At 68.2% G+C, this 23,549-nt stretch carries 24 protein-coding genes; 13 read left to right on the top strand and 11 right to left on the bottom strand.

Going from position 1 to position 23,549, the window contains the following annotated elements; genetic code table 11:
* Positions 1-78: 78 nt before the first annotated feature.
* The 3 genes from ITJ49_RS04305 to ITJ49_RS04295 all read right to left on the bottom strand — a co-directional run bounded on the left by ITJ49_RS04305 (position 79) and on the right by ITJ49_RS04295 (position 2,102).
* A complete protein-coding gene (locus ITJ49_RS04305; RefSeq protein ID WP_194601841.1) occupies positions 79-1,023 on the bottom strand; it encodes a hypothetical protein in 945 nt (314 codons plus the stop codon).
* Between the two features lie 15 nt (positions 1,024-1,038).
* Positions 1,039-1,611 carry a GrpB family protein gene (locus ITJ49_RS04300; protein ID WP_194601839.1) on the bottom strand — a complete coding sequence of 191 codons (573 nt, stop codon included), beginning with the start codon at positions 1,609-1,611 and terminating at the stop codon, positions 1,039-1,041.
* Positions 1,612-1,724: 113 nt separating this feature from the next.
* Entirely contained in the window at positions 1,725-2,102 is a 378-nt protein-coding gene (locus ITJ49_RS04295; RefSeq protein ID WP_194601836.1) for a hypothetical protein, read from the bottom strand.
* Between the two features lie 317 nt (positions 2,103-2,419).
* On the opposite strand from ITJ49_RS04295, the gene ITJ49_RS04290 reads away from it, so the two are divergent.
* Positions 2,420-3,124, top strand: a complete 705-nt coding sequence (locus ITJ49_RS04290) for a sigma factor-like helix-turn-helix DNA-binding protein (RefSeq protein WP_370544366.1) — start codon at positions 2,420-2,422, stop codon at positions 3,122-3,124.
* A gap of 347 nt (positions 3,125-3,471) precedes the next feature.
* On the opposite strand, the gene ITJ49_RS18075 is transcribed toward ITJ49_RS04290, so the two are convergent.
* Together ITJ49_RS18075 and ITJ49_RS04280 are read right to left on the bottom strand one after the other, a co-directional pair.
* A complete protein-coding gene (locus tag ITJ49_RS18075; RefSeq protein ID WP_370275160.1) occupies positions 3,472-3,627 on the bottom strand; it encodes a LacI family DNA-binding transcriptional regulator in 156 nt (51 codons plus the stop codon).
* Positions 3,624-4,247: a TetR/AcrR family transcriptional regulator gene (locus ITJ49_RS04280; protein ID WP_194601833.1), complete on the bottom strand. Its 624-nt coding sequence runs from the start codon at positions 4,245-4,247 to the stop codon at positions 3,624-3,626. The genes ITJ49_RS18075 and ITJ49_RS04280 overlap by 4 nt, the downstream gene beginning before the upstream one ends.
* A gap of 117 nt (positions 4,248-4,364) precedes the next feature.
* Between ITJ49_RS04280 and ITJ49_RS04275 the strand changes: the two genes are divergently transcribed.
* A complete protein-coding gene (locus tag ITJ49_RS04275; protein WP_194601830.1) occupies positions 4,365-5,246 on the top strand; it encodes an SDR family oxidoreductase in 882 nt (293 codons plus the stop codon).
* A gap of 626 nt (positions 5,247-5,872) precedes the next feature.
* Here ITJ49_RS04275 and ITJ49_RS04270 read toward each other — a convergent pair.
* From ITJ49_RS04270 to ITJ49_RS04260, 3 genes are read right to left on the bottom strand one after another with little or no spacing between them, the layout of a single operon-like run.
* A complete protein-coding gene (locus ITJ49_RS04270; RefSeq protein ID WP_370544365.1) occupies positions 5,873-7,438 on the bottom strand; it encodes an MSMEG_0567/sll0787 family protein in 1,566 nt (521 codons plus the stop codon).
* Position 7,439: 1 nt separating this feature from the next.
* The gene (locus ITJ49_RS04265; protein ID WP_370544364.1) at positions 7,440-8,516 is read right to left on the bottom strand and encodes an MSMEG_0568 family radical SAM protein; all 1,077 of its coding nucleotides are present in this window, start codon (positions 8,514-8,516) and stop codon (positions 7,440-7,442) included.
* A 12-nt stretch (positions 8,517-8,528) separates the two neighbouring features.
* Complete coding sequence (locus tag ITJ49_RS04260; RefSeq protein WP_055960425.1) at positions 8,529-9,059, bottom strand: MSMEG_0572/Sll0783 family nitrogen starvation response protein; 531 nt, start codon at positions 9,057-9,059, stop codon at positions 8,529-8,531.
* A 226-nt stretch (positions 9,060-9,285) separates the two neighbouring features.
* Between ITJ49_RS04260 and ITJ49_RS04255 the strand changes: the two genes are divergently transcribed.
* Genes ITJ49_RS04255 through ITJ49_RS04230 form a run of 6 tightly spaced genes read left to right on the top strand, consistent with a single transcriptional unit; the run spans position 9,286 to position 15,288 of the window.
* On the top strand, positions 9,286-10,233 hold the full coding sequence (locus ITJ49_RS04255; protein ID WP_194601826.1) for a carbon-nitrogen hydrolase family protein: 948 nt from the start codon (positions 9,286-9,288) through the stop codon (positions 10,231-10,233).
* On the top strand, positions 10,226-10,558 hold the full coding sequence (locus tag ITJ49_RS04250) for an MSMEG_0570 family nitrogen starvation response protein (protein ID WP_194601823.1): 333 nt from the start codon (positions 10,226-10,228) through the stop codon (positions 10,556-10,558). Before ITJ49_RS04255 ends, ITJ49_RS04250 begins: the two co-directional genes overlap by 8 nt.
* Positions 10,555-11,847, top strand: a complete 1,293-nt coding sequence (locus ITJ49_RS04245) for an MSMEG_0569 family flavin-dependent oxidoreductase (protein WP_370544363.1) — start codon at positions 10,555-10,557, stop codon at positions 11,845-11,847. The genes ITJ49_RS04250 and ITJ49_RS04245 overlap by 4 nt, the downstream gene beginning before the upstream one ends.
* Before the next feature lie 9 nt (positions 11,848-11,856).
* Positions 11,857-12,705 (top strand): carbon-nitrogen hydrolase family protein, encoded by an 849-nt coding sequence (locus ITJ49_RS04240; protein ID WP_194601820.1) that lies wholly within the window; start codon positions 11,857-11,859, stop codon positions 12,703-12,705.
* Positions 12,705-13,865: an MSMEG_0565 family glycosyltransferase gene (locus ITJ49_RS04235; RefSeq protein ID WP_194601816.1), complete on the top strand. Its 1,161-nt coding sequence runs from the start codon at positions 12,705-12,707 to the stop codon at positions 13,863-13,865. The genes ITJ49_RS04240 and ITJ49_RS04235 overlap by 1 nt, the downstream gene beginning before the upstream one ends.
* Positions 13,810-15,288 (top strand): AMP-binding protein, encoded by a 1,479-nt coding sequence (locus ITJ49_RS04230; RefSeq protein ID WP_194601813.1) that lies wholly within the window; start codon positions 13,810-13,812, stop codon positions 15,286-15,288. The genes ITJ49_RS04235 and ITJ49_RS04230 overlap by 56 nt, the downstream gene beginning before the upstream one ends.
* A 204-nt stretch (positions 15,289-15,492) precedes the next feature.
* On the opposite strand, the gene ITJ49_RS04225 is transcribed toward ITJ49_RS04230, so the two are convergent.
* Positions 15,493-16,332, bottom strand: coding sequence for a metallophosphoesterase (locus tag ITJ49_RS04225; protein WP_194601810.1), 840 nt, complete (start codon positions 16,330-16,332; stop codon positions 15,493-15,495).
* 40 nt (positions 16,333-16,372) lie between these two features.
* Positions 16,373-16,948, bottom strand: coding sequence for a YitT family protein (locus ITJ49_RS04220; RefSeq protein ID WP_084816162.1), 576 nt, complete (start codon positions 16,946-16,948; stop codon positions 16,373-16,375).
* Positions 16,949-17,128: 180 nt separating this feature from the next.
* Between ITJ49_RS04220 and ITJ49_RS04215 the strand changes: the two genes are divergently transcribed.
* Positions 17,129-17,599 (top strand): Lrp/AsnC family transcriptional regulator, encoded by a 471-nt coding sequence (locus tag ITJ49_RS04215; protein ID WP_370544362.1) that lies wholly within the window; start codon positions 17,129-17,131, stop codon positions 17,597-17,599.
* Positions 17,600-17,717: 118 nt separating this feature from the next.
* Positions 17,718-18,752 (top strand): iron-siderophore ABC transporter substrate-binding protein, encoded by a 1,035-nt coding sequence (locus ITJ49_RS04210; protein WP_194601807.1) that lies wholly within the window; start codon positions 17,718-17,720, stop codon positions 18,750-18,752.
* A gap of 201 nt (positions 18,753-18,953) precedes the next feature.
* On the opposite strand, the gene ITJ49_RS04205 is transcribed toward ITJ49_RS04210, so the two are convergent.
* A complete protein-coding gene (locus tag ITJ49_RS04205; RefSeq protein ID WP_194601803.1) occupies positions 18,954-20,054 on the bottom strand; it encodes a LacI family DNA-binding transcriptional regulator in 1,101 nt (366 codons plus the stop codon).
* A 93-nt stretch (positions 20,055-20,147) separates the two neighbouring features.
* Between ITJ49_RS04205 and ITJ49_RS04200 the strand changes: the two genes are divergently transcribed.
* The 3 genes from ITJ49_RS04200 to ITJ49_RS04190 all read left to right on the top strand — a co-directional run bounded on the left by ITJ49_RS04200 (position 20,148) and on the right by ITJ49_RS04190 (position 23,469).
* On the top strand, positions 20,148-21,086 hold the full coding sequence (locus ITJ49_RS04200; RefSeq protein WP_055960402.1) for a carbohydrate ABC transporter permease: 939 nt from the start codon (positions 20,148-20,150) through the stop codon (positions 21,084-21,086).
* Positions 21,083-22,030: a carbohydrate ABC transporter permease gene (locus ITJ49_RS04195; protein ID WP_055960399.1), complete on the top strand. Its 948-nt coding sequence runs from the start codon at positions 21,083-21,085 to the stop codon at positions 22,028-22,030. The genes ITJ49_RS04200 and ITJ49_RS04195 overlap by 4 nt, the downstream gene beginning before the upstream one ends.
* Positions 22,031-22,125: 95 nt before the next feature.
* Positions 22,126-23,469, top strand: coding sequence for a sugar ABC transporter substrate-binding protein (locus ITJ49_RS04190; RefSeq protein WP_194601800.1), 1,344 nt, complete (start codon positions 22,126-22,128; stop codon positions 23,467-23,469).
* Positions 23,470-23,549: the final 80 nt, after the last annotated feature.

Raw genomic sequence — 23,549 nt, 5'->3', positions numbered from 1 at the left:
GGGTGGTGGCGACGGTCACTGCTGCGAGTAGGTGACGTCGGCGACGCCGCGCAGCTCGGCGAGGACCGACAGCGGAAGTCACGCAAACGGATTGCGCAGCTGCGGAGCCGGCTCGCGGAAATCGTTGACGACGTCGCCATCCCACGACACGTCGTCGTCCGGCTGCACCTCGTAGGTCTCGAGAAGCGGCGAGTCGAGAACGGCAGCGATCGCCGCCCGTGTTCCGCCGACGAGGGTGAAGTCGAAGTCGATCTCGGAGGCGATGCACCAGGCGGAGTCTGCTGGCCACACGAGCTGCGGCATCACGCCCTCAGACTCGTCGTCCCAACCGATCCCGGCGGTCAAGGGCCAGTCGGGGTTGCTGAGTTCGGCGGCGTCGGTCGCGAACATCAAGTACCGGCGATCCGGCAGCTCGAGCAGAAGCGGTGGCGCGACCGGGCGACGACGGAACAGTCGCGGCGGCTGGTATCGCGTTTTTTCCAGGGCCTCACGAACCTCCGGAGCGACGCTTTCCCGGAAGGCCTCGTCGTAGGCAGCCTGTGCAGAGCCGTCGTCTCCCGAGGCGGTGTAGACGACGCCGGTGCCCTGCAGCTCTCCCCATTCCTCCCAGACGCCTACCGTGAGATCGCCAGGAGTCGTCGTCTCGGGTGTGAGTCGAGTCACGATATCGGCGAGGTACTCGGGTTCGAGGAAGCCGGACCGGATCTGCCCGCAATACCAGCGGTCGTCGAAATGCATGCGCGATTCATCGTCGTTCAGCCGCGTGGATTGCACGAGGGGGTGCATGCTCCGCCCATTGCGCCGGGCGAGCTCGGCCCAGGGCCAGACCGTCTCTTCGACAATGGTCGGCATGCCGTAAGGCAGCTGGCGCGGCACGTCGAGGTCAACACGGCTGGCAGGAACCGGGTGAAGGATCCGGGCGTACGCCTCAAAGCCCGACCCCACGGTGCCCGCCACCGACCACCCGGGCCCGAAGCGCTCCCGCGTCCAGTCGCCGCGGGTCAGGTCGTCGGTGAGTTTCATAGAAGAAGGAAACCGTCAATCGCCAACATCTCGCGCAGCCCGAGCCCGACCCTTGATCGCAGCGATCACGTCGCCCTTGGCGTCGGCGTAGTCGTTCGTGTCAGACCAGCTTCGGCCCATCAGGTCGTGCTTGACGCGTCCGTACAGCTCGCGGTCGGCGGTGTCGCGGCGCAGGTGGTCGCGCAGCAGCAGGTAGTCGTCGATCGCGGTGTTTCCGCGCTCGTAGATGTGCACGTGCACGTCACGCTCGGGAGTCCGCACCAGGCGATGCCCCGGCTCGCGAGTGCGCAGCTCGTAACCGGCGGCGAGGAGCCCGTCGAGGTAGTCCTCCTCGGCCGTGATGTCGGCCACCGCGACGACGATGTCGACGAGGGGCTTCGCGGCGAGGCCCGGCACGGAGGTCGATTCGATGTGTTCGACGTCGACGTCGGAACCGGCAAGGGCGACGAGGATCCGACTCCGATGCTCGCTGTATGCGTCGGCCCAGTGGTCGTCGTAGCTCTGGAGCTCGACCGTGAGCGGCTCTGGGCCGCCGATGAGTTCGAGGCCCGTGACATCCGGCCGCCTCGGTCTGCCGGGGTTTGTCATGCGGTGCCGCCTTTCGCTCGTGGGGTGGGGGACGCCCCGAGGCTTGGTCTCGTTGCGGTCGGCCTACGACGTCAGCCGCGGGACGCAGCAGGCGGTCAGGCGGGGGCGCCGCGTCAAGCGACGCGACGGTCTTGCGCCTCACGCCAGATCGCTTCGGCCTGCGGGCGGTCGAGGCGCATTCCGCGGCTCATGAGGTCGTGCACGACGTCACCCTTCGTGGCCCCGCACCAGGCCGGCTCGCGGCAGGTGCATCGCTCGTCGTCGCCCGCGACGAACTCGTCGCGGGGCTGCGGCTCGAGCCCTTCATGCGCAGTCGTGTCTCGCGACGAAGTGGCGGTCGGGGGAGTGCTAACGGCCTCGGTGACAGCGGCTCGAGCAACGCGACGGACAAAGGCGATGTTCTCTCTGAGCTGCTTGCCGAGCGGCGTCTTCGAGGCCACGCGCACGGTCCGGGCGGAGATCCGCGCGGCCGCGTCGAGTCGTTCTCCCACAGACGTTCCTCTCGAGCTGGTCTGCCAAGACTACGGCGTGCACCCTTGTTTCGGGCGGCAGGATCCTTCGGCTCGTTTTTTCATGGGTCGGCCCCGGCTCGGTCGGTCGGCAGGCCCTCGCGTGCGACCGACTGCCGTCGTCGTGTGACCGCATGGAGCAGGCATCGGCGTTCGAGCGAGAGCGCGGACGTCTGGTGATGATCGCCGCGCGCATCCTCGACGACCGGCACGAGGCCGAAGACGTCGTCCAGCGAGCGTAGCTGCGACTGCAGGCGACCACGGCGACCATCGACAACCTGCCGGCGTGGCTGACCACGGTGACCACCCAACTCTGCATCGACCGACTCAGGGAACGCGTCCCCGTCGCTCGAGAGCCTGATTCTCTCGGCGCAGGCGTCGACTCCAGCTCGTCATCGCCCCCAGACGACCCGCTGGCATCGCTCGAGCGGCGGGAAGCCGTCGGGCAGGCGTTACATGTGGTCGTCGATCGGCTCAGCCCGAACGAGCGGGTCGCGCTGGTGCTGCACGAGTCGTTCGGCTTCGATTTCGAGACGGTCGGCGAGATCCTCAACCGATCTGCGGCGGCCGCCCGGAAGTTGGCCTCTCGGGCTCGGACCAAGGTGGCCGGGGCGGAAGAGGGCGGGCCCGTCAGCGATCGGCACATCGTGGATGCGTTCATGGCGGCAGCACGAGGCAGTGACCTGGGTCGGCTTCTCGAGCTGCTCGCCCCGGACGCGAGTGTGAGTGCCGACGCGGAGGCAATCGCCTCCGGCACGCCGCGCCGCATCGACGGGCGCGAAGCCGTCGCCGGGTTCTTCAACGGGAGTGCCCGTGCGGCACTGCCGGCGCTGTTCGATGGACGGCCAGGGGCCGCCTGGTTCCACCGAGGAAAGCCCCTGGTCGCCTTCGACTTCACGATCGTCGAGGGTGTCGTGGAGTCGGTCCGCTTCCGGGCCGAACCTCAGACGCTGGAGAGTGTGCGGCGTCGGGATTCTGCCTGGCCGGCACCATCGATCAGCTGAACTTCGGTTATCGGGCACATCGATCGGTCACACTTCCGGCCCGGCATCTGTCGAGGAGGGCAAGAGCCGTTGCGCCTAGCGACGGCAGAGAGAAGGAACCGTGAAAAGCATGACGTGCCGCGAACTCTGAGGCCCCTGCGACCTCGCCCACCGGGCAGACACCGCCGACCTGATCATCAAGACTCAGCATCGCCATCTGCGAGACGCGGTCAAGAGCGGCGACACCGCGCATCAGGAGGCTCGCGACGCTATGAAGGGCCGGTGGATGAGACCCAAGAAGGCCATGGATTGGTGCAACGGCGTCAAGCGCGATTTCGCTGACCTGCCCGGGTGAGCGGCCCGGCGCGTTATCCGGCAGCAGTGTTGTAGGCGGCGATCTGCTTGACCCGGGCCAGGGTGGCCGGTGCTACTCCGGGGGCACCGGAGAGGGCGCGGGAGACGACAGATTTCGACACACCCGCACCGGCGGCGACGTCGTAGATCGTGGGGACGGAGTCGGTCACGTCGCGCTCCTCGGCGACCCGGCTGCCGTGGTGGTTTCTACTGAGCTGTGAACCAGGGTCGACGCCGCGAGCTCGAGATGCGAGAGCTCGTCGGCGACGTAGTCCGCGAGGGGCGAGGGGCTGTCGGACGCGACCCAGAGCTCATAGCCCGAGTAGTACGCCCGGACCCCGAGGTCGGCGAGGATGCCTGCCTCTCGCTGCTCGACGCCGCGGTCGGCCAGGGCCTTTTCGAGGGTGGAGGCGATGGCGAAGCGCTTGAAGACGGCCCGCTCGTTCAGTTCGGGACTTTCGGCGAGCACGGGATCGAGGATCCTGCCCGTCCTCCGATGATCCTCCGTGTGCGCGCGCGACAGGAGTCCGATTGCGCCGGCCATCAGCTCGGACGGCTTCGCGCCCATCGGTGCCTCGCTGACACCGCGTCTCACCAGCTCGACGAGTGCGCTCTGGCCCTGGAACACGATCTCGCGCTTGTCGGAGAAGAGACGGAACAGCGTCGTTTTTGTCAGCCCGGCGCGTTCCGCGATCTGCGCGGTCGTGGTCGCCTCATACCCGTGCTCGGCGAAGAGCTCGAGGGCAGCGCTCAAGAGGCGCCCCTGCGCGTCCGGCTCCCATCGACCCATGCTCTGATTCTAGTGATGTTACTCAGTCACATCAGGTGTACAGTGATGTTACTAAGTCACATCAGAAGGCGATGACGAGAAACCTCCCGTCCGCGCCGCAACGAGAGGGAGCACATCATGCGCGTTTTCATCACCGGGGCGTCCGGATGGATCGGCACCGCGCTCACCAAAGACCTGATCGCAGCCGGGCACGAGGTGGTCGGACTCGCGCGCTCGGACGCGTCGGCGACAAGGATCCGGCACCTCGGCGCCAGCGCTGTGCTCGGCGACATGCAAGACCACGACCTGATCGTGTCGGAGGCGTCGCACGCCGACGCGACCGTGCATCTCGCCTTCACCCTCGACTTCGACGCCTTCGACGAGACGATCGACAACGAGGTGGCGTTGCTGCAGAAAATCGGGGATGCGCTCGCCGGGAGCGGCAAAGCCTTCGTCGCGGCATCCGGCACACCGATTCTCGAAGGCAGGGTGTCGACCGAGGCCGATCATCTGGATCCTGCCGGGCCGGCCGGGGCCCGAGCGCGGACCGCGAAAGCTGTCATCGCGCTGGCCGATCGGGGTATTCGGTCGGTGCTCGTGCGTCTCCCGCGAAGCGTCCACGGCGAACGAGATCGCAACGGCCTCATCGCGTCACTCGTCGGGCTCGACCGTCAGCTGGGAACTGCCGCCTACGTGGGCGACGGCCAGAACCGGTGGCCGGCCGTGCACATCAGCGACGCGGCGCGACTGTTTCTGTTGGCGGTCGAGAAAGCGCCAGCCGGTTCTGTTCTGCACGCAGTGGGCGAGGAAGGCGTGGCCATGCGTCAGGTCGCTGAGGTGATCTCGGCGAAGACCGGTCTGCCCGCTACCGCCGTCGATCCCGAGCAGCTCGGTGTGTTCGGTGCGCTGCTCGGCGGCGACCAGCCGGCGTCGTCGTCGCTCACGCGAAGGCTCGTCGGGTGGGAGCCCTCCGGCGCCACTCTGCTCGACGACCTCGAGGCCGGTTTCTATACATCGTGATCGCCGGGTCCGGCGGCGCTGGATTGAGCAGGGGTACGGGCGGCACCGAAACTGACAGGGCCGATTTCATCAGAGGATTACGGTCACTCGAGTGCGTCCCCACCGCACAACAACCTGCTTCTTCCCTAAGGAGCAGGCCGGGGCCACTGTCAGGGCCCGAATCCTCGATGGTGGCCCCACTCACGTTTTTCTCGACTCCGACACAATGTCGGGCGCATTCCGGTCGCCGTGGGGTTGGCTGGTGTCATCACCACATCAGGGGTGAGGGTCCGCATTCGGGTTGCGGGCCGGCGGGGGCCACAATTCGGGTTGTGGTCTCCCGCCTTTCCCGGCTGCTCATGAGGACTGGTGGCTCGCCGGCTTTGGCCGCGTCGCCGGAGTCGTACGCCGAGATCGCAGTTGTGGTCGCCCGTACCCGACGCCTACTGCGATCTCGGGGACGGCAGAGGCGAGGTGCGGGTGGTGACGTCGGCTCCGAGCGGGGTGTCGCGGATCCTGCTCGAGTAGCTGCTGGGGTTTTAGCCCCGGGCGCGCTCCCGAATTCGAAGGAGAAAGGCGCCGGCGCGGACAGAAACATCAGGATCCGACGGGGTCGAGCGGCAGAATCTCCTTCGAATTTGCATCGGCTAGGCCGGCCCCAAACCGGTCACGCCACCGCTCACGGCAAGCGTCGTCTCACCGTCGGGCCATCGCAGCCGCACGCCGGGCGACGTGGTCAGTTCGCCCATCTCGGCGGTGACGGCGTAGGGCGACGACATGCGTGAGCGCCCGGCCCGGTCAGCCGTGACCATGCCGAAGCCGGGGAAGCAGCCGAGCCAGTCGCCCATCGAGACCGAGCCCATCGAGACCGACCCCATCGAGACCGAGCCAGCAGCACCAGAACCACCAGCGGCACTAGAACCAGGCACGGGCACAGCCCCCACCTCGATCACCGCCCCGTACCCGCTGGCTTCGGCGAGCATGCCGACGGTGCCGACGATTCCGGCCATGCTGACGTCTTTCGCCGCGGCGGGCTGGGCCCGGGCGACCGTGCCGGCGAGGTCTCGCAGTTCGCCTGAGCGTCGTGCCTCGGTGGAGTTCCATTGCGACCCCGAGTAGCCGGGCCGCCACGAGCCGCCGACGTCGACCGTGAGGCTCAGTGCGTCGCCGAGTCGGCCGCCGCCGCCCGGTACCGGCGTCGAGGTGCGGCCTAGAGCGGTGATCGAGAGGGACGCGGGCGCACCGACCTGCGTGTGTCCGCCGAGCAGCGGAACGCCCCAGGCCTCGGCACCGCGACGGACTCCGGCCAACACGCGACGCACGAACGCGGCGTCACGACCGGCGACCGCGTCGAGGAGCCCGACGGGCGCGGCACCCATCGCACTCAGATCGTTGACGTTGACGAGCACACCGCACCAGCCAGCCCACTCGGGATCGCGCTCGACCATCGACGGCAGGATCGCGTCGCACGCCGCGATCACATCGGTGCCAGGTACGGGCGCCCCGTCGTCGCCCAGCCAGCCCGCGCCGCCGAGCGACGACAGCGACCCGATCGACGACGGCGACCCGGACGACGACGGCGACCCGGCCGACGACAGCGACCCGAGCGACGCCCCAGGATCGGCCGACGACAGCGACCCGGGCTCTAGCAGCGCCGCCAGGTGCGACTTCGTCGCGTCGACGAGCCACTGATATCGTCCGATCGGCCAGCGCATACGCCGGTGGTCGACCCCGCCGATCACGGTGGTTCCGGTCGTCTCCCACCCGATCCGCCGAAACAGGATCGAACTGCGCTCTTGCACGGTCGCGTCGAATCGGATCACGCCGAGCTGTTCGGCCAGAGCGCACGCCGCGCGAACGAGCGCCGACCCGATGCCGGCGGCACCCCGGGCGCCGGGTGCCACGACCAGTCGGCTTCCCGTCCACCAGCCGATGTCGATCGCGGTGGCGGGAGCGATCCGGACACCCCCGATAACCTCCGCGCCCACCCGTGCCACGAGCACGATCGTTCGCGGATCGTCGTCGAGGTCGTCGCGATCGGTGCCGGAGAAGATTGCCTGCTCGGCCACGAACGCGTCGTGACGGATTCTGCGGTACGCGGCCACGTCGGATCCTTCGGCCCGTACCACCAAGGGGGAGAGCGCAGGATCCGACTCCGTCGCGCCGAGCACTTCACTCGGCCCCATCAGCGCCGGCACGTCGATCAGGCTCACGTCACCCTCCCGCGGTCTGCAGGGCTGAGCAGGCGCCGCAGGCGGCGCAGCCCGCCTTCTGGTCAGACCCGCGCATGCCCGCTCTGATCAGCGCTTCCGACACCCGCGACGTGATGTCGTGGAGCACGGAGCGGTGCGGAGCCGGCACCTTGTCGACGTCGGTCGCGAGCGTGCCGCGGAGTGGGCGGAACGGAACGACGAAGGGGTAGACGCCCATGTCGATGAGCTCCTGGGCTCCGGCGACCATCTCGTCGGGATCCTCGCCCATGCCGACGAGCAGATAGGTCGACACCTGGTTGCGGCCGAACACCCGCACGGCCTCGCGCCAGGCGGCGCGGTACTCGTCGAGCGAGACACGCGATTTGCCGGGCATCCAGCGCCGGCGCACGTCGTCGTCCATCGACTCGACGTGGATGCCGATGGAGCGCGCTCCGGCCTCGTACAGGTCGGTGATGGTCTGGAGGTCGGCGGGTGGCTCGCACTGCACCTGGATCATCAGGTCGGGCACGGCCTTCTTGATGGCGCGCACGCACCGGGCGAGGTGGGTGGCTCCGCGGTCACGACCGTTCGAGGTTCCGGTCGTCATCACCATCTGCTCGACGCCGTCGAGACGCCAGGCGGCCTCGGCGACCTCGGCGATCATCGCCGGGGTCTTGACGGCAACCGTCGAGCCCGATTTCAGCGACTCCTCGATCGAGCAGAAGCGGCAGCGCTCCGCCGGGTCGTAGCGGACGCAGGTCTGCACGACGGTGGTCGCCAGCACCTTCGCGCCGTGCAGCCGAGCGATCTGCTCGTACGAGACGCCGTCGGCCGTGGCCAGGTCGTAGAACTTCGGCCGTGCCACCGGCGACACCTCGATGCCCGTGTCTTCGCCGTCGAGCAGCAGCTTGCCGTCGTCGACGAGGTACGGGCTCTCTTGGTTGACGGGGATCGCCGACTGCATTCCCTGGAAGAGCACGTGGCCGTCGTCGGAGGGGCCGGCGCCGCCCTCGCGGTGCACCGGCGCCGCGACCCGAATACCCCTGATCGCGATGTCGACCCGCGTCGACAGCTGCGACGCGTTGTTGGTGATGGTCACGGGGTCGCCCGCTCAGACCATGTAGGTGCTGTTGATGATCGCGCCCTTGCGGGCGTAGTGGATGACGGCATCCTGCACGTCGAGGGGGTGGCAGGGGATGACGCCCTCGATGAGGTCTTCCTCGCGGTTGCCGTGCAGGGCGAGGCCGAAGCGACAGCAGAAGACCGTGCCGCCCTCTTTGATGAAGGTCTCGAGCGCGTTGTTGATGTTGGTCTCGCCGGGGAATCCGTCGGCGCCCGTCGTCGGGAATCCGCGGTTGGCGATGCAGTTCATCGAGCCGGGGCCGTAGAAGTACAGCACGCTCGTGAAGCCCTTGCGGAGGGCGCGGATGGCCTGGAGCGTGGCGACGAACGACACCGACGACTCGTGCGCGATGCCGTGGACGAGCTGGAAGTAGTACTCGCTCTTCTCGGCCTTGTAGTCGGGGAAGATCTTGGTCGATCCGTACATGTTCGTGCCCTTGGGCTGCGAGGGGTGCGGGATCTCGTTACGGGACGTCTCGATGTTGTCGAGGATCTGTTGGTCGATGTCGATGTCGCTCATGGGTGTCTCCTAGCGGGTCGAGAGTCGTGATGATCTGATTCGGGGAGCCGTACGAGAACGAGTCTTTGCCGCCCGTGTTGCCGACTGGTTTCGGGCAGATTGCATGTTCCCGCCGAAACGCACTCTTATTCCGGGCGAAACCAATTCGAAACACGACCTGACGTTGACTAGCTGCACCGCAGGATCCTGCGTGTCCGCTCCACCGATCAGCCGCAAGGAGTCTTCGATGGCCACCACCGTCGCCAGCGTCTCGGCGAACTTCACCCGAGACCTCGAACAGAACTACGCGCTCATCGAGAGCCTGGTCGCCGAGGCCCGCGAGCAGGGCGTCCAGCTACTGGCCCTCCCCGAGGCCGCCATCGGTGGGTACCTCTCGTCGCTCGGCAACCACGGCGACACCGTCAAGACGACGTCGCGCTCGCTCCCGCCGGCGATCCGCCTCGACGGACCCGAGATCAGGCGGGTGCAAGAGATCGTCGGCGACCTGGTCGTAGCCGTCGGATTCTGCGAGCTCGGCGACGACGGCGAGACGCGCTACAACGCGGCCGTCTGCCTCGACGGCACCACCATCTACGGCTCGTACCGTAAGGTGCACCAGCCCCTCGGCGAGCACATGTCGTACTCGGCGGGCGACACCTACGAGGCGTTCGACACCCCCGTCGGTCGCATCGGTCTGCAGATCTGCTACGACAAGGCATTCCCCGAGGCGGCACGTTCGCTGGCGATGGACGGCGCCGAGATCATCATCAGCATGTCGGCCTGGCCCGCTGCCCGGACGGCCACCGCCGAGAACCTCCAGGAGGATCGCTGGACGTACCGCTTCAACCTGTTCGACATGGCGCGGGCGCTCGACAACCAGGTGTTCTGGATGGCGTCGAACCAGTCGGGCACGTTCGGCTCGCTGCGCTACGTCGGCAACGCCAAGGTCGTCGATCCGGGCGGCAACATCCTGGCGACGACGCTGCTCGGCTCGGGCATGGCGGTCGCCACCATCGACGTCGACGAGAGCTTCCGGGCGATGCGCGGCGGCATGTTCCATCTGCGCGACCGGCGGCCCGACGCCTACCGGACGGGCGAGGCCGAGGCTCGCGACGAAGCCGCGCGTGCTGCAGCCGCGCAGCTCGCCGACTCGTCGACGCAGCTGGCCGAGACGGAGGTGCTCGCGCATGCCTGAGATGACTTTTCGGGTGCGCTGGCCTGACGGCACCGAGGTCGCCTGCTACTCGCCGAGCCTCGTGATGCACGACTTCCTCGATGAGGGCGCCGACTATCCGCTGCAGGAGTTCGTCGAGAGGTCCTCGGCGGCCCTCGACCTGGCGAGCGATCGCGTCCGCGCCAAGTTCGGCTTCGTCTGCACCTCGGCGCTGCAGCAGAAGAGCGAGATCCACAAGAAGGCGGCCGACTTCGACGGCGGAGAGGTCAGGATCCTGCGAATGGCCCGTCCGCTACCGGTCGACCAGGCCGCATTCCCCGCCCGATCGACCGGGGCCTCGGCGTGAGCCGCGAGCTGGTCGACGGCGCTCACCTCGAGGTCGTCGTGGTCGGCGCCGGGCAAGCCGGACTCTCGGCGAGCTGGCACCTCACCCGGGCGGGCGTCGATCACCTCGTGCTCGAGCGCGACACGATCGGCCACGACTGGAAAGATCGCCGCTGGGACGCCTTCACCCTCGTCACGCCGAACTGGCAGTGCGTGCTCCCCGGCTATCCCTACGATGGCGACGACCCCGACGGTTTTATGAAGCGCGACGAGGTGCACGCCTGGGTGCGGCGCTACGCGTCGACCTTCGATGCGCCGGTCGTCGAGAACGTCCTCGTGACGAGGCTCCGCGAGACCGACGGCGGGGGCTTCGAGATCGTCACCGACCGCGGCACCGTCACGGCCGACCAGGTGATCGTCGCGACCGGTGGCTACCACCAGCCGGTGCTTCCGGCGATGGCGGGGCGCATGCCCTCTGACGTCGTGCAGATCCACTCGGCCGACTACCGGTCGCCGGATGCGCTGCCGGAGGGCTCGGTGCTCGTCGTCGGGTCGGGCCAGTCGGGTGCCCAGATCGCCGAAGACCTCTTCCTCGCCGGACGCGACGTCCACGTCGCTCTCGGCACCGCGCCCCGCTGCGCCCGCTTCTACCGGGGGCGCGACTGCATCGCCTGGCTGAGCGATATGGGTGTCTACGACATCCCCGTGCACGCTCAGGTCGGCGGCCTCACCAAGCGCGAGTCGACCAACCACTACATGACCGGCCGTGACGGGGGCCGCGACATCGACTTCCGGGAGTTCGCCCGCGCCGGCATGCACCTCTACGGCCGGTTGGAGGGTCTCGTCGACCACGCGCTGACGTTCGCGCCGACGGCCGAGGCCTCGCTCGACCACGCCGACTCGGTGATGGAGTCGATCAAGACCGATATCGACCGCTTCATTGCCCGGGAGGGGATCGACGCCCCCGCCGAGGAGCGCTACTCGCCGGTGTGGCGACCCGAGACGGAGACCACGTCGCTCGACCTGACCGAGGCCGGCATCACCAGCGTCGTCTGGGCGGTCGGCTTCCGCTCCGACTACTCGTGGGTGCAGGTCGGCGTCTTCGACGGAGCCGGGCACCCCACGCACCAGCACGGCGCGACGGGTACTCCGGGCCTCCACTTTCTCGGCCTGCCGTGGCTGCACACGTGGGGCTCCGGCCGCTTCGAGGCGATCGCGCGCGACGCCGAGCACGTGGCGTCGTCGGTCGTTGCTTCGCGAACGCCCCGAACGGCAGAAAGCGCTCGCGAACCGGCCTCCGTCTCCGGCTAGCCTCGGGGCATGGGCAGCATCACGATGGGGGCGGTGGCCGCGCACTTCGGTCGAGACGTCGGGCGAACCCTGCAGAAGCTGCCGGGCATCCTCGACCAGGCGCGCGACCGCGGCGTCGACCTTCTCGTGCTGCCCGACGCGACCCTCGGCGGGTACCTCCTCGATCTGCAGCATCCCGGCCCCGACTCGCTGCCGCCCGCGGTCGAAATCGCCGGACCGGAAGTGCAGGCGGTGGCCGAGCTGGCAGGAGACCTGACCGTCTGTTTCGGGGTGGCCGAGCGGGCAGTGGAGAGCGGGGTCGAGCGCCGCTACAACTCGGCGGTCTGCGTGCAGGGCGGCCGGATCCTCGGCTCTCATCGCAAGGTGCACCTGCCGCTCGGCGAGTCGGAGGCGTACGACGCGGGCGGCTCGTTCGGCTCGTTCGACACGCCCGTCGGCCGGGTGGGCATGATGATCGACTTCGACAAGACCTTTCCCGAGGCGGCACGGTCGCTCGCGCTCGACGGCGCCGAGATCCTCGCCTGCCTGAGCGCCTGGCCGGCGAGCGTCACCGACCGCTCGGATCGGATCCGCAACGACCGCCAGGCGCACCTCTTCGACCTCTATGACTGCGCCCGCGCCGCCGAGAACCAGGTCTACCTGGTGTCGTCGAACCAGACCGGAGTGCTCGGGGGCCTTCGATTTCTCGGGCAGGCGAAGGTCGTCGACCCAGCTGGCGAGATCATCGCGAAGACCTGGGCCAAGGGTGGGCTCGCGGTGGCGACCGCCGACGTCGCGACCGACGTGGCGAGAGCCCGCCGCACGATGAACCACCTCGACCAGCGCCGCGAGAGCACCTACCGAGCCGCGGGATCCTGATGCGCATCGCTCAGGTCACCTACTCGACGAAGCCCCGCGGCGGCGTCGTGCACACGCTGGCCCTCGCCGAGGCGCTCGCCCGACGCGGGCACGACGTCACGGTCTGGACGCTCGGCCGCGGCGGCGACACGGTGTTCTTCCGCGACGTCGACCCCTCGGTGACGCTTCGCGTGGTGCCGTTCGAGGCGCGCGACGACGAGAGCGTGGGGGAGCGGATCAAGCGATCCATCGTCGAGATGCGCCGGGCCTTCGAGCCGGCGGCGGTCGACTACGACATCGTTCACGCGCAGGACTGCATCTCGGCCAATGCGGTCGGCCGCTGCATTCGCACCATCCACCACCTCGACGAGTTCACGACGCCCGAGCTGATCGCCTGCCACGAGCGTGCCGTCCGCGACCCGATCGCCCGGATCTGCGTCTCGGCGGCGGTCGCCAGTGAAGTGCACGACGGTTGGGGCCTTGTGCCGACGGTGATTCCGAACGGCGTCGACGCGGCCCGGTTCGCGGCGGCGGCTTCCGCTCGTCGGCAGAGCGCAGGATCCGCCGGCCCGCACTCACTCCCACCGGATCTCGGCACCTACGTCCTCGCCCTCGGCGGCATCGAGCCGCGCAAGGGCAGCCTCGATCTGATCGAGGCCTACGCTCGGCTCCGCGTCACGCACCCGGCGACGCGGCTCGTATTCGGCGGCGGCGAGACGTTGTTCGACTACCGGCCCTACCGCGACGCATTCGACGCCCGCGTGCAAGAACTCGGCCTCGACCCCCTCATCCTCGGCGTGCTCGACGAGGCCGACGTCGCCCCGCTCGTCGCCGGGGCCGCCGCTCTCGCCTTTGTGTCGACCAAGGAGGGCTTCGGTCTCGCGGCGATGGAGGCGCTCGCCGCCTCGGTGCCGGTCGTCGCCCGCGATCTGCCCGTGCTCCGCGAGGTCTTCGGCGACACCGTGCTCTACGCCTCGGATGTCGAGGCGATCGCCGGACAGCTCGCCGCTGCCCTCGACGGCGCCGCCCCCGATCCCGAAGCCGGGCGAACCCTCGCCGCCGGCCACGACTGGGACGACGTCGCCGCGCTCCACGAGGTGTTCTACGCGCGCGTCGGAGAGGGCGGTGACCGTGGCCAGGCAGTCGATCTCGCGGATCATCACGGCGCTCGCCGAGGCTGACCCGGAGCGTGTCGTCGCCATCGACGACGACCGATCGCTGACAGCGGTCGCCCTCGACCGAGAGTCGAATCGTCTCGCGCGCGACTACGCCTTACGCGGTGTCGGGCAGGACGACCTCGTCACCGTCTCCCTTCCGAACACGGTGGAGGTGATCGTGGTGTGCGCCGCGATCTGGAAGCTCGGGGCGACGCCGCAGCCGGTGTCGACGGGGCTCGACGCGCGGGAGCGGGCCGAGCTCGGTCGGCTGGCGGGGGCACGGCTGATTGTCGGGTACGAGTCCGCGGATCCTTCTCTTGCCTGGGTCGCTGCCGGGCACCTGCCCGACCCGTCTCTGTCGGACGAGCTGCTCGACGACGCCTGGGCCGCGTCGTGGAAGGCGCCTACCTCGTCGGGCAGCACCGGCCGGCCGAAGATCGTGCTCGCGACGGCACCCGCCCTGCTCGACGCCTCGCAGCCCGTCGCCGCTTTCCTGCCGCTCGGGGGAGTGCACCTCGTGGCCGGGCCGCTCGTGCACTCGGCGACGTTCACCTATTCGTTCCGGGCGTTACTCACCGGGGCACGGCTCGTGATCCTGCCGCGGTTCGACGAGCGGCGTGTGGTGGCGGCCATCGCTCAGCACCGGGTCACCTGGATGCTCGTCGTGCCGACGATGATGCACCGGCTGCTGCGTCTGCCCGCCGACGTTCGTGCCGCGGCCGACCTGTCGTCGCTCGAGACCGTGCTGCACTTGGGGGCGCCCTGCGCTCCCGAGCTCAAACGCGCGTTCGTCGCCTGGCTGGTCGAGGCTGTGCCCGGGGGTGCAGACACCCTCGTCGAGCTCTACGCGGGCAGCGAATCGAACGGGCTGGTGATGATCCGGGGCGGCGAGTGGCTGGGTCGCCCCGGCAGCGTCGGTCTCCCGATCGGTGGCACAGAAGTGTCGATCCGCGCTCTCGACGACCCGCCTCGCTCGCTGCCCGTCGGCTCGACCGGCCTCATCTGGATGCGACGCCAGGGCTCGCCGACCTACCGCTATCTCGGCGGCTCGTCGCGGCGCGATCCGGATGGCTGGGACACCCTCGGAGACCTCGGTCACGTCGACGCCGACGGCTACCTGTTCATCGCCGACCGAGCCGACGACGTCATTCTCCGCGGCGGCGTGAACGTGCTTCCGACCGACATCGAGCGCGTCGTCGAGGGCCACCCCTCGGTGCGGTCAGCCGTCGCCTTCGGGGTGCCCGACGACGACCTCGGTCAGCGCATTGAGGTCGTCGTCGACGTCGCGGGCCAGGACGAGGATCCCTCGGCCCTGCTCGAGTGGGCCCGGTCACGTCTCGACCCCGAGCGGCGCCCCTCGCGGGTGCACGTGGTGCACGACCCAGTGCGCTCCGACGCCGGCAAGACGAGTCGCCGTGCTTACGCCTCCCGTTTCGCCGACCGCTGATCGGCCAGGCGCGGTTGGCGTGCGCGTGCGGCCCGCCGAGATCGCAGTTGGCGTCGCCTGCACCCGACCACTATTACGATCTCGGCGAGGACCAACTGCGGCGGCCCGGCGGCTGCAAATTCGAAGGAGAAACGCGTCGGCGCGAGCGTAAACATCACGATCCGGCGGGGTCGAGCGGCAGTTTCTCCTTCACATTTGCAAGCGCTACGCCGACGCTGGGCCGGCCTCCGCCGCGATACTCGCCACAGTCGCCGCATCGAGGTCGAAGATCGGGGCGCCGACGGGGGCGGTAAACGGCAGGATCCGAGTGGTCCCGTCAGCCCGAAGCTTCACGACGCTCGCCGCACTACCCCGAAAGGCCCCCTCGGTGTCGGGCGCGGCGAATAGGTCGGCCTGGTTGGTGACGCCGCCGCTGACCACGACGTGGGCCCCCGCGAGCTCGTCCAGGAGCGCGAGGTGGTAATGGCCGGCGAGCACCAGGCGGACGTCGGTTCCGGTGATGGTGGCGGCGAAGTCCGTCGGATCCTGGAGTTCGAGGGCCGCGAGCAGGGGTGTCTCGGCGGAGACCGGCGGGTGGTGCATGGCGATCACGGTTCCGCGTGCGGCGGGCGCGGCGAGGACGTCGGCGAGCCAGGCCAGCTGCCCGGCCCCGACCCGGCCGTAGCCCTTGCCCGGGATCGACGTGTCGAGCGTGATAACCCGAACACCGTCGACGTCGATGACGCCTCGAAGCGGGTCGGCGCCGGGGGCCAGGACCTCGCGGAATCCGTCCGGGAGGTCGTGGTTGCCCATCGCATAGACGACGCGGGCGCCGCGGGCTGCAGCCCAGGGCTCGACGGTGTCGCGGAGGTGGCGGTACGACTCGGGTGATCCGTCGTCCGAGAGGTCGCCGGTGCAGGCGACGAGGTCGAGGCGCTCGATCGTCGACGCCCGGGCCAGAACGAGGTCGAGCTGCTCGCGTGTATCGACCTGGCCGTAGTGGCGTATGTCGCCGGCCGCGAGGTGGGTGTCGCTCAGGTGCAGGATGTCGAACGTGTCGGCCATGGCTGTCACGCTAGCGCTCGTCGGCGGTCAGCGCCGCGCCCTACTTCCAGCGCGGCACGCCCGAGTAGCGCCCGGGCCGGTGATTGAGCGCGATCATCAGGTTGATGACGACGGCCCCGACGGCCGACAGCAGCACGAGCCAGGCCGGCACGACAGTGAGTGCGGCCAGCACGACGGCGACGTCGAACGCCATCTGCACATAGCCGGCCCGCCAGCCGAGACGCTCCTGCGCGATCAGGGCGACGATGTTGAATCCGCCGAGGCTCGCCCCGTGCCGGAACAGCACGATCATGCCGAGGCCCGCCAGCACGTTCCCGACGATCACCGCGTACACCGGCGACAGGTTCGACACGTCGAGCGCGGCGACGTGCACCGACGACAGCACGGAGACGAGAGCGACCGAGATCGCCGTCTTGAGGGTGAACAGCCACCCCTTCTTCCAGAGGGCCAGCACGAAGAACGGGGCGTTGACGACGAAGAACAGCACCCCGAACGGGATCGGCGCGGCGTAGCTGATCAGCAGCGAGAGCCCGGCTGTGCCGCCCGTGACGACACCGGCCGTTTTGAGCAGAGAGAGGCCGAGCGATGCGGCGAGCGTGCCGGTCGCGATGCCCATCACGTCTTCGAGCACGGAGTGCCTCGATTCAGGCGGGGTCGCGGCGAGGGCGGCGGTCGAGGCATCGAGGATCCGGGTCACGGCCTCAATGCTGGGTAGCGAGCCCTGTTCGCGCAACTCACCAGCGGGCTATTACGCAGAATGGGCTGTAGAACGCACGACGCCGTGCAGAATGCCTAGGTGACCATCGATTCTGTTGACGCCCGACTCATCCAGGTCTTGGATTCGGATCCTGACATCTCTGACGTGGCCCTCGCCCGAGCCCTCGGCCTCTCGCGCACCACCGTGCACTCCCGGCGACGGCGGCTGGTCGACGACGGCGTGCTCGGCGCGCAGAGCCGACGCCTCGACCCGGCGTCGCTCGGGCGCCCGCTGATGGCGTTCGTGTCGATCGCGATCAGCCAGGCCGACGAGGAGCACGCCGTCGCGGGCCTCCTCGCGCTGCCCGAGGTCGTCGAGGTCCACGCGATCACGGGCGACAGCGACATGCTCGCGCGGGTGGTCGCCTCGTCGACCGACGATCTGCGGCGCGTGACAGGGGCGATCCTCAGGATCCGCGGAATCGTTCGCACCAACACCACGATCGCGCTCTCCGAGGTCGTGCCGCGACGGATGGCGCCGCTGTTGGCCGTCGTAGCGGGCCGGGGCTAGACCTTTCGCGCCGGGTATCTCGACGCGCACGGGTCTCTCGACACCGTTAGGTCAGGCTTGCCTAAGTAAGCCTTACCTAATACGGTGGCACGGCACCCAATCCGAAAGGCACCATCCCTTGTCTCAGAAACTTCTCCGTCGAGGAATCGCCGTCGTGGCCGCAGCAGCCCTGGCGTTCTCACTCGCGGCCTGCAGCACGTCGTCCGACGCAGGATCCGGCAGCACGTCGGGCGCATCGGCCTCTGACGCCTTCCCAGTCACGATCAAGTCGGCCCTCGGCGGCGCGACCATCGAGTCGAAGCCGAAGCGCGTCGTCACCATCGGCTGGGGTGCGGCCGACACGGTCGTCTCGCTCGGCACCACGCCTGTCGGCATCGAGGAGGTCACCTGGGGTGGCGACTCCGAGAAGAACTACCCCTGGGTCACCTCGGCCATCGAGAAGCGCGGCGACGCTCTACCCAAGACCTTCGCGGTCTACCCCGACATCGACATGACGGCCCTAGCCGAGCTAAACCCCGACGTGATCATCGCCCCGCAGTCGGGCATCACGGCGAAGCAGTACAAGACGCTCAGCGCCCTCGCGCCGACCGTCGCCTACCCCGGTGAGGCCTGGGGTACCTCGTGGAGCGACGAGATGACGATCATCGGCAAGGTCCTCGGCGAGAGCGACAAGGCCGCCGACCAGATCGCCGGCATCAAGACGACCCTCGCCAAGACGGCCGCTGAGAACCCCGACTTCGCGAAGTACAACTTCACCTACATCTACGCAGCCGAGCCAGGCTCACTGTCGATCTACCAGAAGGGCGACCCGCGCGTCGACATCATCGCGGGTCTCGGCCTGACGCAGGAGAAGACGGCGGCCGCTCTGCCGAAGACCGCCGGCACCTTCGTCTCGACGATCGGCCTCGAGAAGGCAAACCTGCTCGACAAGACCGACATCGTCTTCACCTGGTTCAACGACGAGGCCAACCAGAAGCAGATCGAGAAGCAGCCCCTCTATGCGTCGATCCCGGCAGTGAAGCGCGGCTCGTACGTGCCGAACGTCAACCAGCAGCTCGCAATGGCCTCCACCGTCATCACGCCGCTGAGCCTGCCGTACGCGCTCGACAAGTACGTCGCCATGATCAAGACGGCGGCTGCCAAGGTCGATTGACCGGTTCTGCTCGCGCGGCGGGCCGTCGAGTGCCGCCTTCTGCGGTGCCTGGCGGCCCGCCGTTGGCATAAGGCGACACTCGCGGGTCGGGCCGGGCACCAGTGCCGCGGTCTCGTGCAGCGAGTGCCGCCAAATGCCGCCTGAGGGCCCCCGCCAACAGCATGAGGCGGCACTCGGCACCAGATCGGTCAGCGCAACGGCTCAGACGCCGGGCGGTGGCGCCGTGCTCGCCCGCACGACCAGGTCGACCGGCACCATCGTCACCGGCGTCGGCGTCGTCCGCTCGATCTGCGCCACGAGCATCGCGACCGACGACCGACCGACCTCGTCGAAGTGCTGGTGGATGGTCGTGAGCGGCGGCCAGAACGACTCCGACTCGGTCATGTCGTCGAAGCCGACGATGCTCAGGGTTGACGGCACTTCCCTGCCGAGCTCGTGGCAGGCGCGCAGGAGGCCGAGGGCCATTCCGTCGTTCGCGACGAAGACGGCGGTGATGTCGGGGCGGCGGGCGATTTCGAGGCCTGCGCGGTAGCCGGATCCTGTGCTCCAGTCACCGGTGAACGGGGGCGGCACCTCGCGACCGTGCGACTCGAGCACCTCGCGCCAGGCGGCCTCGCGACGCCTCGCCGCGTAGAAAGTCTGCGGCCCGGCGATGTGCCACACGGTCTCGTGGCCCAGGTCGAGCAGGTGCTGGGTGGCCAGCCGGGCGCCGAGGGCCTGGTCGGTGTCGATGAAGGGTCGTTCGCTGAGGCGGCTGGAGTCGATGATCACGACCGGCACGTCGGCGGGCAGGTCGACGTCGTCTTCGGAGAGCAGGTCGGCCTCGATGACGATGACGACCCCGTCAACTGCTTGCTCGGAGAGCCGTGCGATGGCACCGGTGACCTCTCCGCGGGTGCGCTGCGAGACGGGAAGGAGGGTGATCGTGTAGCCGACCAGACCCGCGGCCTCGGCGATGGCCTCCAAGAACTTCGTGTTGCCGAAAGACGAGAGCGTGAACATGATCACCCCGATCGTGTGGAACCGGCCCGATCGAAGGGCGCGGGCCGCACGGTTCGGGCTGTAGCCGAGCTCGACCATCGAGGCGCGGACGCGGTCGCGGGTAGCGGGCTGGACGTTCTCGAGATCGCGGGCGACTCGCGAAACGGTCTGCATCGACACGCCCGCGTGGCGCGCCACGTCTGCGGCGGAGGCCTTCTTCGCGGCCGGGCCCGAAGCGGTGCCCGCGGCCGAGCCCGAAGCGGTGCCCGCGGCTGTTCCCGAAGCGGAGCCCGCGGCAGGTGAAGGTGTCGCTGAGGTCACGATTTCCTCCGGGTCGGTGGCGATGTTGACGTTGCCATGCTAGCGTCGCCTCCGTGATGTTGACGTAAACATCGTGGAGACGAGGAAGTTTCGATGAGTTCTGGAACCCTGACGGGCGCCAAGGCGGCACGGCTCGAGCCGACGCCTCGCAAGCGCCGGCGCACGGGCCGCGGCAAGCAGACGGGCTGGATGTTCGTCGCTCCGTTCATGGTGGTGCTGATCCTCATGTTGATCGTGCCCATCGGCTACGCGATCTACCTGAGCCTGTTCCGAGACCAGCTGATCGGCGGCAACCACTTCGTGGGCCTCGCCAACTACATCCAGCTGCTCCAAGACTCGAAGTTCTGGTCGAGCTTCGGGCGGGTGCTGATCTTCCTGGTGATCCAGGTGCCCGTGATGCTCGTTCTGGCACTGGTCGCGGCTCTCGCCCTCGACAGCGCTCGACTCCACGCCGCGAGCTTCTTCCGCATCGCGATCTTCCTGCCCTACGCGGTGCCCGGCGTCGTCGCCGCCCTCATCTGGGGCTTCATCTACGGCCCGCAGTTCGGCCTCACCGGCTCGTTCAACGATCTGCTCGGCAGCGACCTGCTCAAGCCGTTCACCTCGACCTGGATCCTGACGTCGATCGGCAACATCGTGACCTGGGAGTTCCTGGGCTACAACATGATCATCTTCTTCGCGGCCCTTCGCGTCGTCCCGGCGGAGCTCTACGAGGCAGCGTCGCTCGACGGTGCCGGCAGCCTCCGCACGATCATCTCGATCAAGCTCCCGGCTCTCCGCGGCGCCATCGTGATCGCCTCGATCTTCTCGATCATCGGCAGCTTCCAGCTCTTCAACGAGCCCAACTTGCTCAAGACCCTGGCGCCGAACGTGATCGGCACCTTCTTCACCCCGAACATGTACGCCTACAACCTCTCGTTCGCTGGCCAGCAGTTCAACTACTCCGCCACCGTCGCGATCGTGATGGGCGTCATCACCGCCGTCATCGCCTACATCGTCCAGGTCCGCGGCACGCGACAGGAGAACCGATGAGCACCCTGACCAGCCCCGAGGTCATCCCCGAAGAACAGGGCCGAGGATCCGGCGGTCCGTCGAAACGCTCTCGTCGTGACCGGCCCGGCCCCAGTGGCTACCGCGAGAAGAAGTCGCGCGGCCTCACCGCGATCATGGTGATCTTCCTCGTCTACTCGCTCGTGCCGCTGTTCTACCTCGTCGTCAACTCGACGAAATCGCAAGACTCCCTGCTGGCGTCGTTCGGCCTCTGGTTCGGCGACGGGTTCCACCTGTTCGACAACATCCAGCAGGTCTTCACCTACAACAACGGCATCTTCGTCACCTGGTTCCGCAACACGCTGCTCTACGTGGTGGTCGGTGCCGGGGGAGCGACGCTGCTCGCGACCCTCGCCGGCTACGGCCTCGCGAAGTTCCGCTTCACCGGTCGACGTGCGGTGTTCGCCATCGTGCTCGGTTCGATCGCCATCCCGGGTACGGCCCTTGCCGTGCCGACGTTCCTGCTCTTCTCGAACATCGGCCTGACGAACACCCCGTGGGCGATCATCCTTCCGTCGCTCATCAGCCCGTTCGGCCTCTACCTGGTCTGGACGTACGCGGTCGATGCAATCCCCGAAGAACTGCTCGAAGCGGCCCGCATCGACGGCGCCGGCGAGATCCGCATCTTTTTCACGATCGCGATCCGGCTGCTGACGCCCGGCATCGTCACGGTGCTGCTGTTCTCGGTCGTCGCGACCTGGAACAACTACTTCCTCCCGCTGATCATGCTCAGCGACCCGAAGTGGTACCCGCTGACCGTCGGCCTCAACCAGTGGTCGCAGCAGGCGAACGGCGTCGCCGCCGACCCGATCTACAACCTGGTCGTCACCGGCTCGTTGATCACCATCGTGCCGATCGTCATCATCTTCCTGCTCCTCCAGCGCTACTGGCAGTCGGGTCTCGGCGCCGGCGGCGTGAAGCAGTAGACCAGCAGTTTTCCCCCCAGCAATCCCCCCCCCCACCAACCCACACAAGTCATTCCCACCCTCCCTACCCACACAACGAAGTGAAAGGACCCCTCATGCACAAGCGCTTGAGGACGATCGTCGGTGCCGCAGTCACCACGATCGCAGTAACCGCAGCTCTCACGGGCTGCTCTAACAGCGGCGGCGGATCGTCGAACGACGGCGGAAACGCCGGGCAGGTCGACGCCGCCCTCAAAGCCGGCGGAACCCTGACCTACTGGTCGTGGACCCCGTCCGCGGCAGCCCAGGTCAAGGCCTTCGAGAAGGCCTACCCGAAGGTCACCGTCAAGCTCGTCAACGCGGGTACCGGCACCGACGAGTACACGAAGCTCCAGAACTCCGTTAAGGCAGGATCCGGGGCGCCCGACGTCGCTCAGGTCGAGTACTTCGCGCTGCCCCAGTTCGCTCTCGCCGACTCGCTGACCGACCTCACCCAGTACGGCTTCAACGACCTGAAGAGCAAGTACACCAGCGGCACCTGGGGCTCGGTGTCGCTCGACGGCAAGCTCTACGGCCTGCCTCAAGACTCCGGCCCCATGGCGATGTTCTACAACAAGACGCTCTTCGAGAAGTACTCGATCCAGGTGCCAAAAACGTGGGACGAATACATCGCCGCCGCGAAGAAGCTGCACAAGGCCGACCCCAAGGCCTACATCAACTCCGACACCGGCGACGCCGGGTTCACGACGAGCATGATCTGGCAGGCCGGCGGCCGTCCGTTCGAGGTCGACGGCAGCAAGGTGTCGATCAACCTGCAGGATGCAGGAACCAAGAAGTGGGCCGACACCTGGAACGAGCTCGTCGAGAACAAGCTCCTCGCCCAGACCCCCGGCTTCACCGACGACTGGTACAAGCAGCTCGCCGGCGGCGAGATTGCAACCCAGATCACGGGAGCCTGGTTCCCCGGCGTCATCGAGTCGGGCGCCAAGGCCGGCTCGGGTGACTGGGCTGTCGCTCCGATCCCGACCTACGACGGCAAGACCGCTGTCACGGCCGAGAACGGCGGTGGCGCACAGGTCGTCATGAAGCAGTCGAAGAACCAGGCCCTCGCGGCCGGATTCGTCAAGTGGCTGAACTCCAGCGACGACAGCGTCAACACGTTCCTCGCCTCGGGCGGATTCCCGTCGACGACCGCCACGCTCGATTCGAGTGAATTCCTCGCCACGAAGCCCGACTACTTCGGTGGACAGGCCATCAACGAGGTGCTCAAGAGCTCGTCCGACTCGGTCGCCTCCGGCTGGAAGTACCTGCCCTTCCAGGTCTACGCGAACAGCATCTACGCCGACACCGTCGGTCAGTCGTACGCCGACTTCTCCGACATTAACACCGGTCTGAAGGCGTGGCAGACGGCGCTCGTGAAGTACGGCAACGAGCAGGGATTCACCGTCACGGCCAAGTAGCCCCACCAGCACTGCGTTCGACCAGCACCACAGTCACGGAGCGGGTGCGACCACTTCGGTCGCACCCGTTCTCCGTCCTC

It is taken from the genome of Frondihabitans sp. VKM Ac-2883, from assembly GCF_015350875.1.
In the GTDB taxonomy this organism is placed as follows: domain Bacteria; phylum Actinomycetota; class Actinomycetes; order Actinomycetales; family Microbacteriaceae; genus Frondihabitans.
This window is presented reverse-complemented; position numbering and strand designations above follow the sequence as displayed.

Excerpts from the sequence above, each read along its gene's own strand:
- ITJ49_RS04305 (WP_194601841.1), bottom strand. The coding sequence starts at position 1,023 with ATGAAACTCACCGACGACCTGACCCGCGGCGACTGGACGCGGGAGCGC.
- ITJ49_RS04300 (WP_194601839.1), bottom strand. The coding sequence starts at position 1,611 with ATGACAAACCCCGGCAGACCGAGGCGGCCGGATGTCACGGGCCTCGAA.
- ITJ49_RS04280 (WP_194601833.1), bottom strand. The coding sequence starts at position 4,247 with ATGGGTCGATGGGAGCCGGACGCGCAGGGGCGCCTCTTGAGCGCTGCC.
- ITJ49_RS04275 (WP_194601830.1), top strand. The coding sequence starts at position 4,365 with ATGCGCGTTTTCATCACCGGGGCGTCCGGATGGATCGGCACCGCGCTC.
- ITJ49_RS04260 (WP_055960425.1), bottom strand. The coding sequence starts at position 9,059 with ATGAGCGACATCGACATCGACCAACAGATCCTCGACAACATCGAGACG.
- ITJ49_RS04255 (WP_194601826.1), top strand. The coding sequence starts at position 9,286 with ATGGCCACCACCGTCGCCAGCGTCTCGGCGAACTTCACCCGAGACCTC.
- ITJ49_RS04250 (WP_194601823.1), top strand. The coding sequence starts at position 10,226 with ATGCCTGAGATGACTTTTCGGGTGCGCTGGCCTGACGGCACCGAGGTC.
- ITJ49_RS04240 (WP_194601820.1), top strand. The coding sequence starts at position 11,857 with ATGGGCAGCATCACGATGGGGGCGGTGGCCGCGCACTTCGGTCGAGAC.
- ITJ49_RS04235 (WP_194601816.1), top strand. The coding sequence starts at position 12,705 with ATGCGCATCGCTCAGGTCACCTACTCGACGAAGCCCCGCGGCGGCGTC.
- ITJ49_RS04225 (WP_194601810.1), bottom strand. The coding sequence starts at position 16,332 with ATGGCCGACACGTTCGACATCCTGCACCTGAGCGACACCCACCTCGCG.
- ITJ49_RS04220 (WP_084816162.1), bottom strand. The coding sequence starts at position 16,948 with ATGGGCATCGCGACCGGCACGCTCGCCGCATCGCTCGGCCTCTCTCTG.
- ITJ49_RS04200 (WP_055960402.1), top strand. The coding sequence starts at position 20,148 with ATGAGTTCTGGAACCCTGACGGGCGCCAAGGCGGCACGGCTCGAGCCG.
- ITJ49_RS04195 (WP_055960399.1), top strand. The coding sequence starts at position 21,083 with ATGAGCACCCTGACCAGCCCCGAGGTCATCCCCGAAGAACAGGGCCGA.
- ITJ49_RS04190 (WP_194601800.1), top strand. The coding sequence starts at position 22,126 with ATGCACAAGCGCTTGAGGACGATCGTCGGTGCCGCAGTCACCACGATC.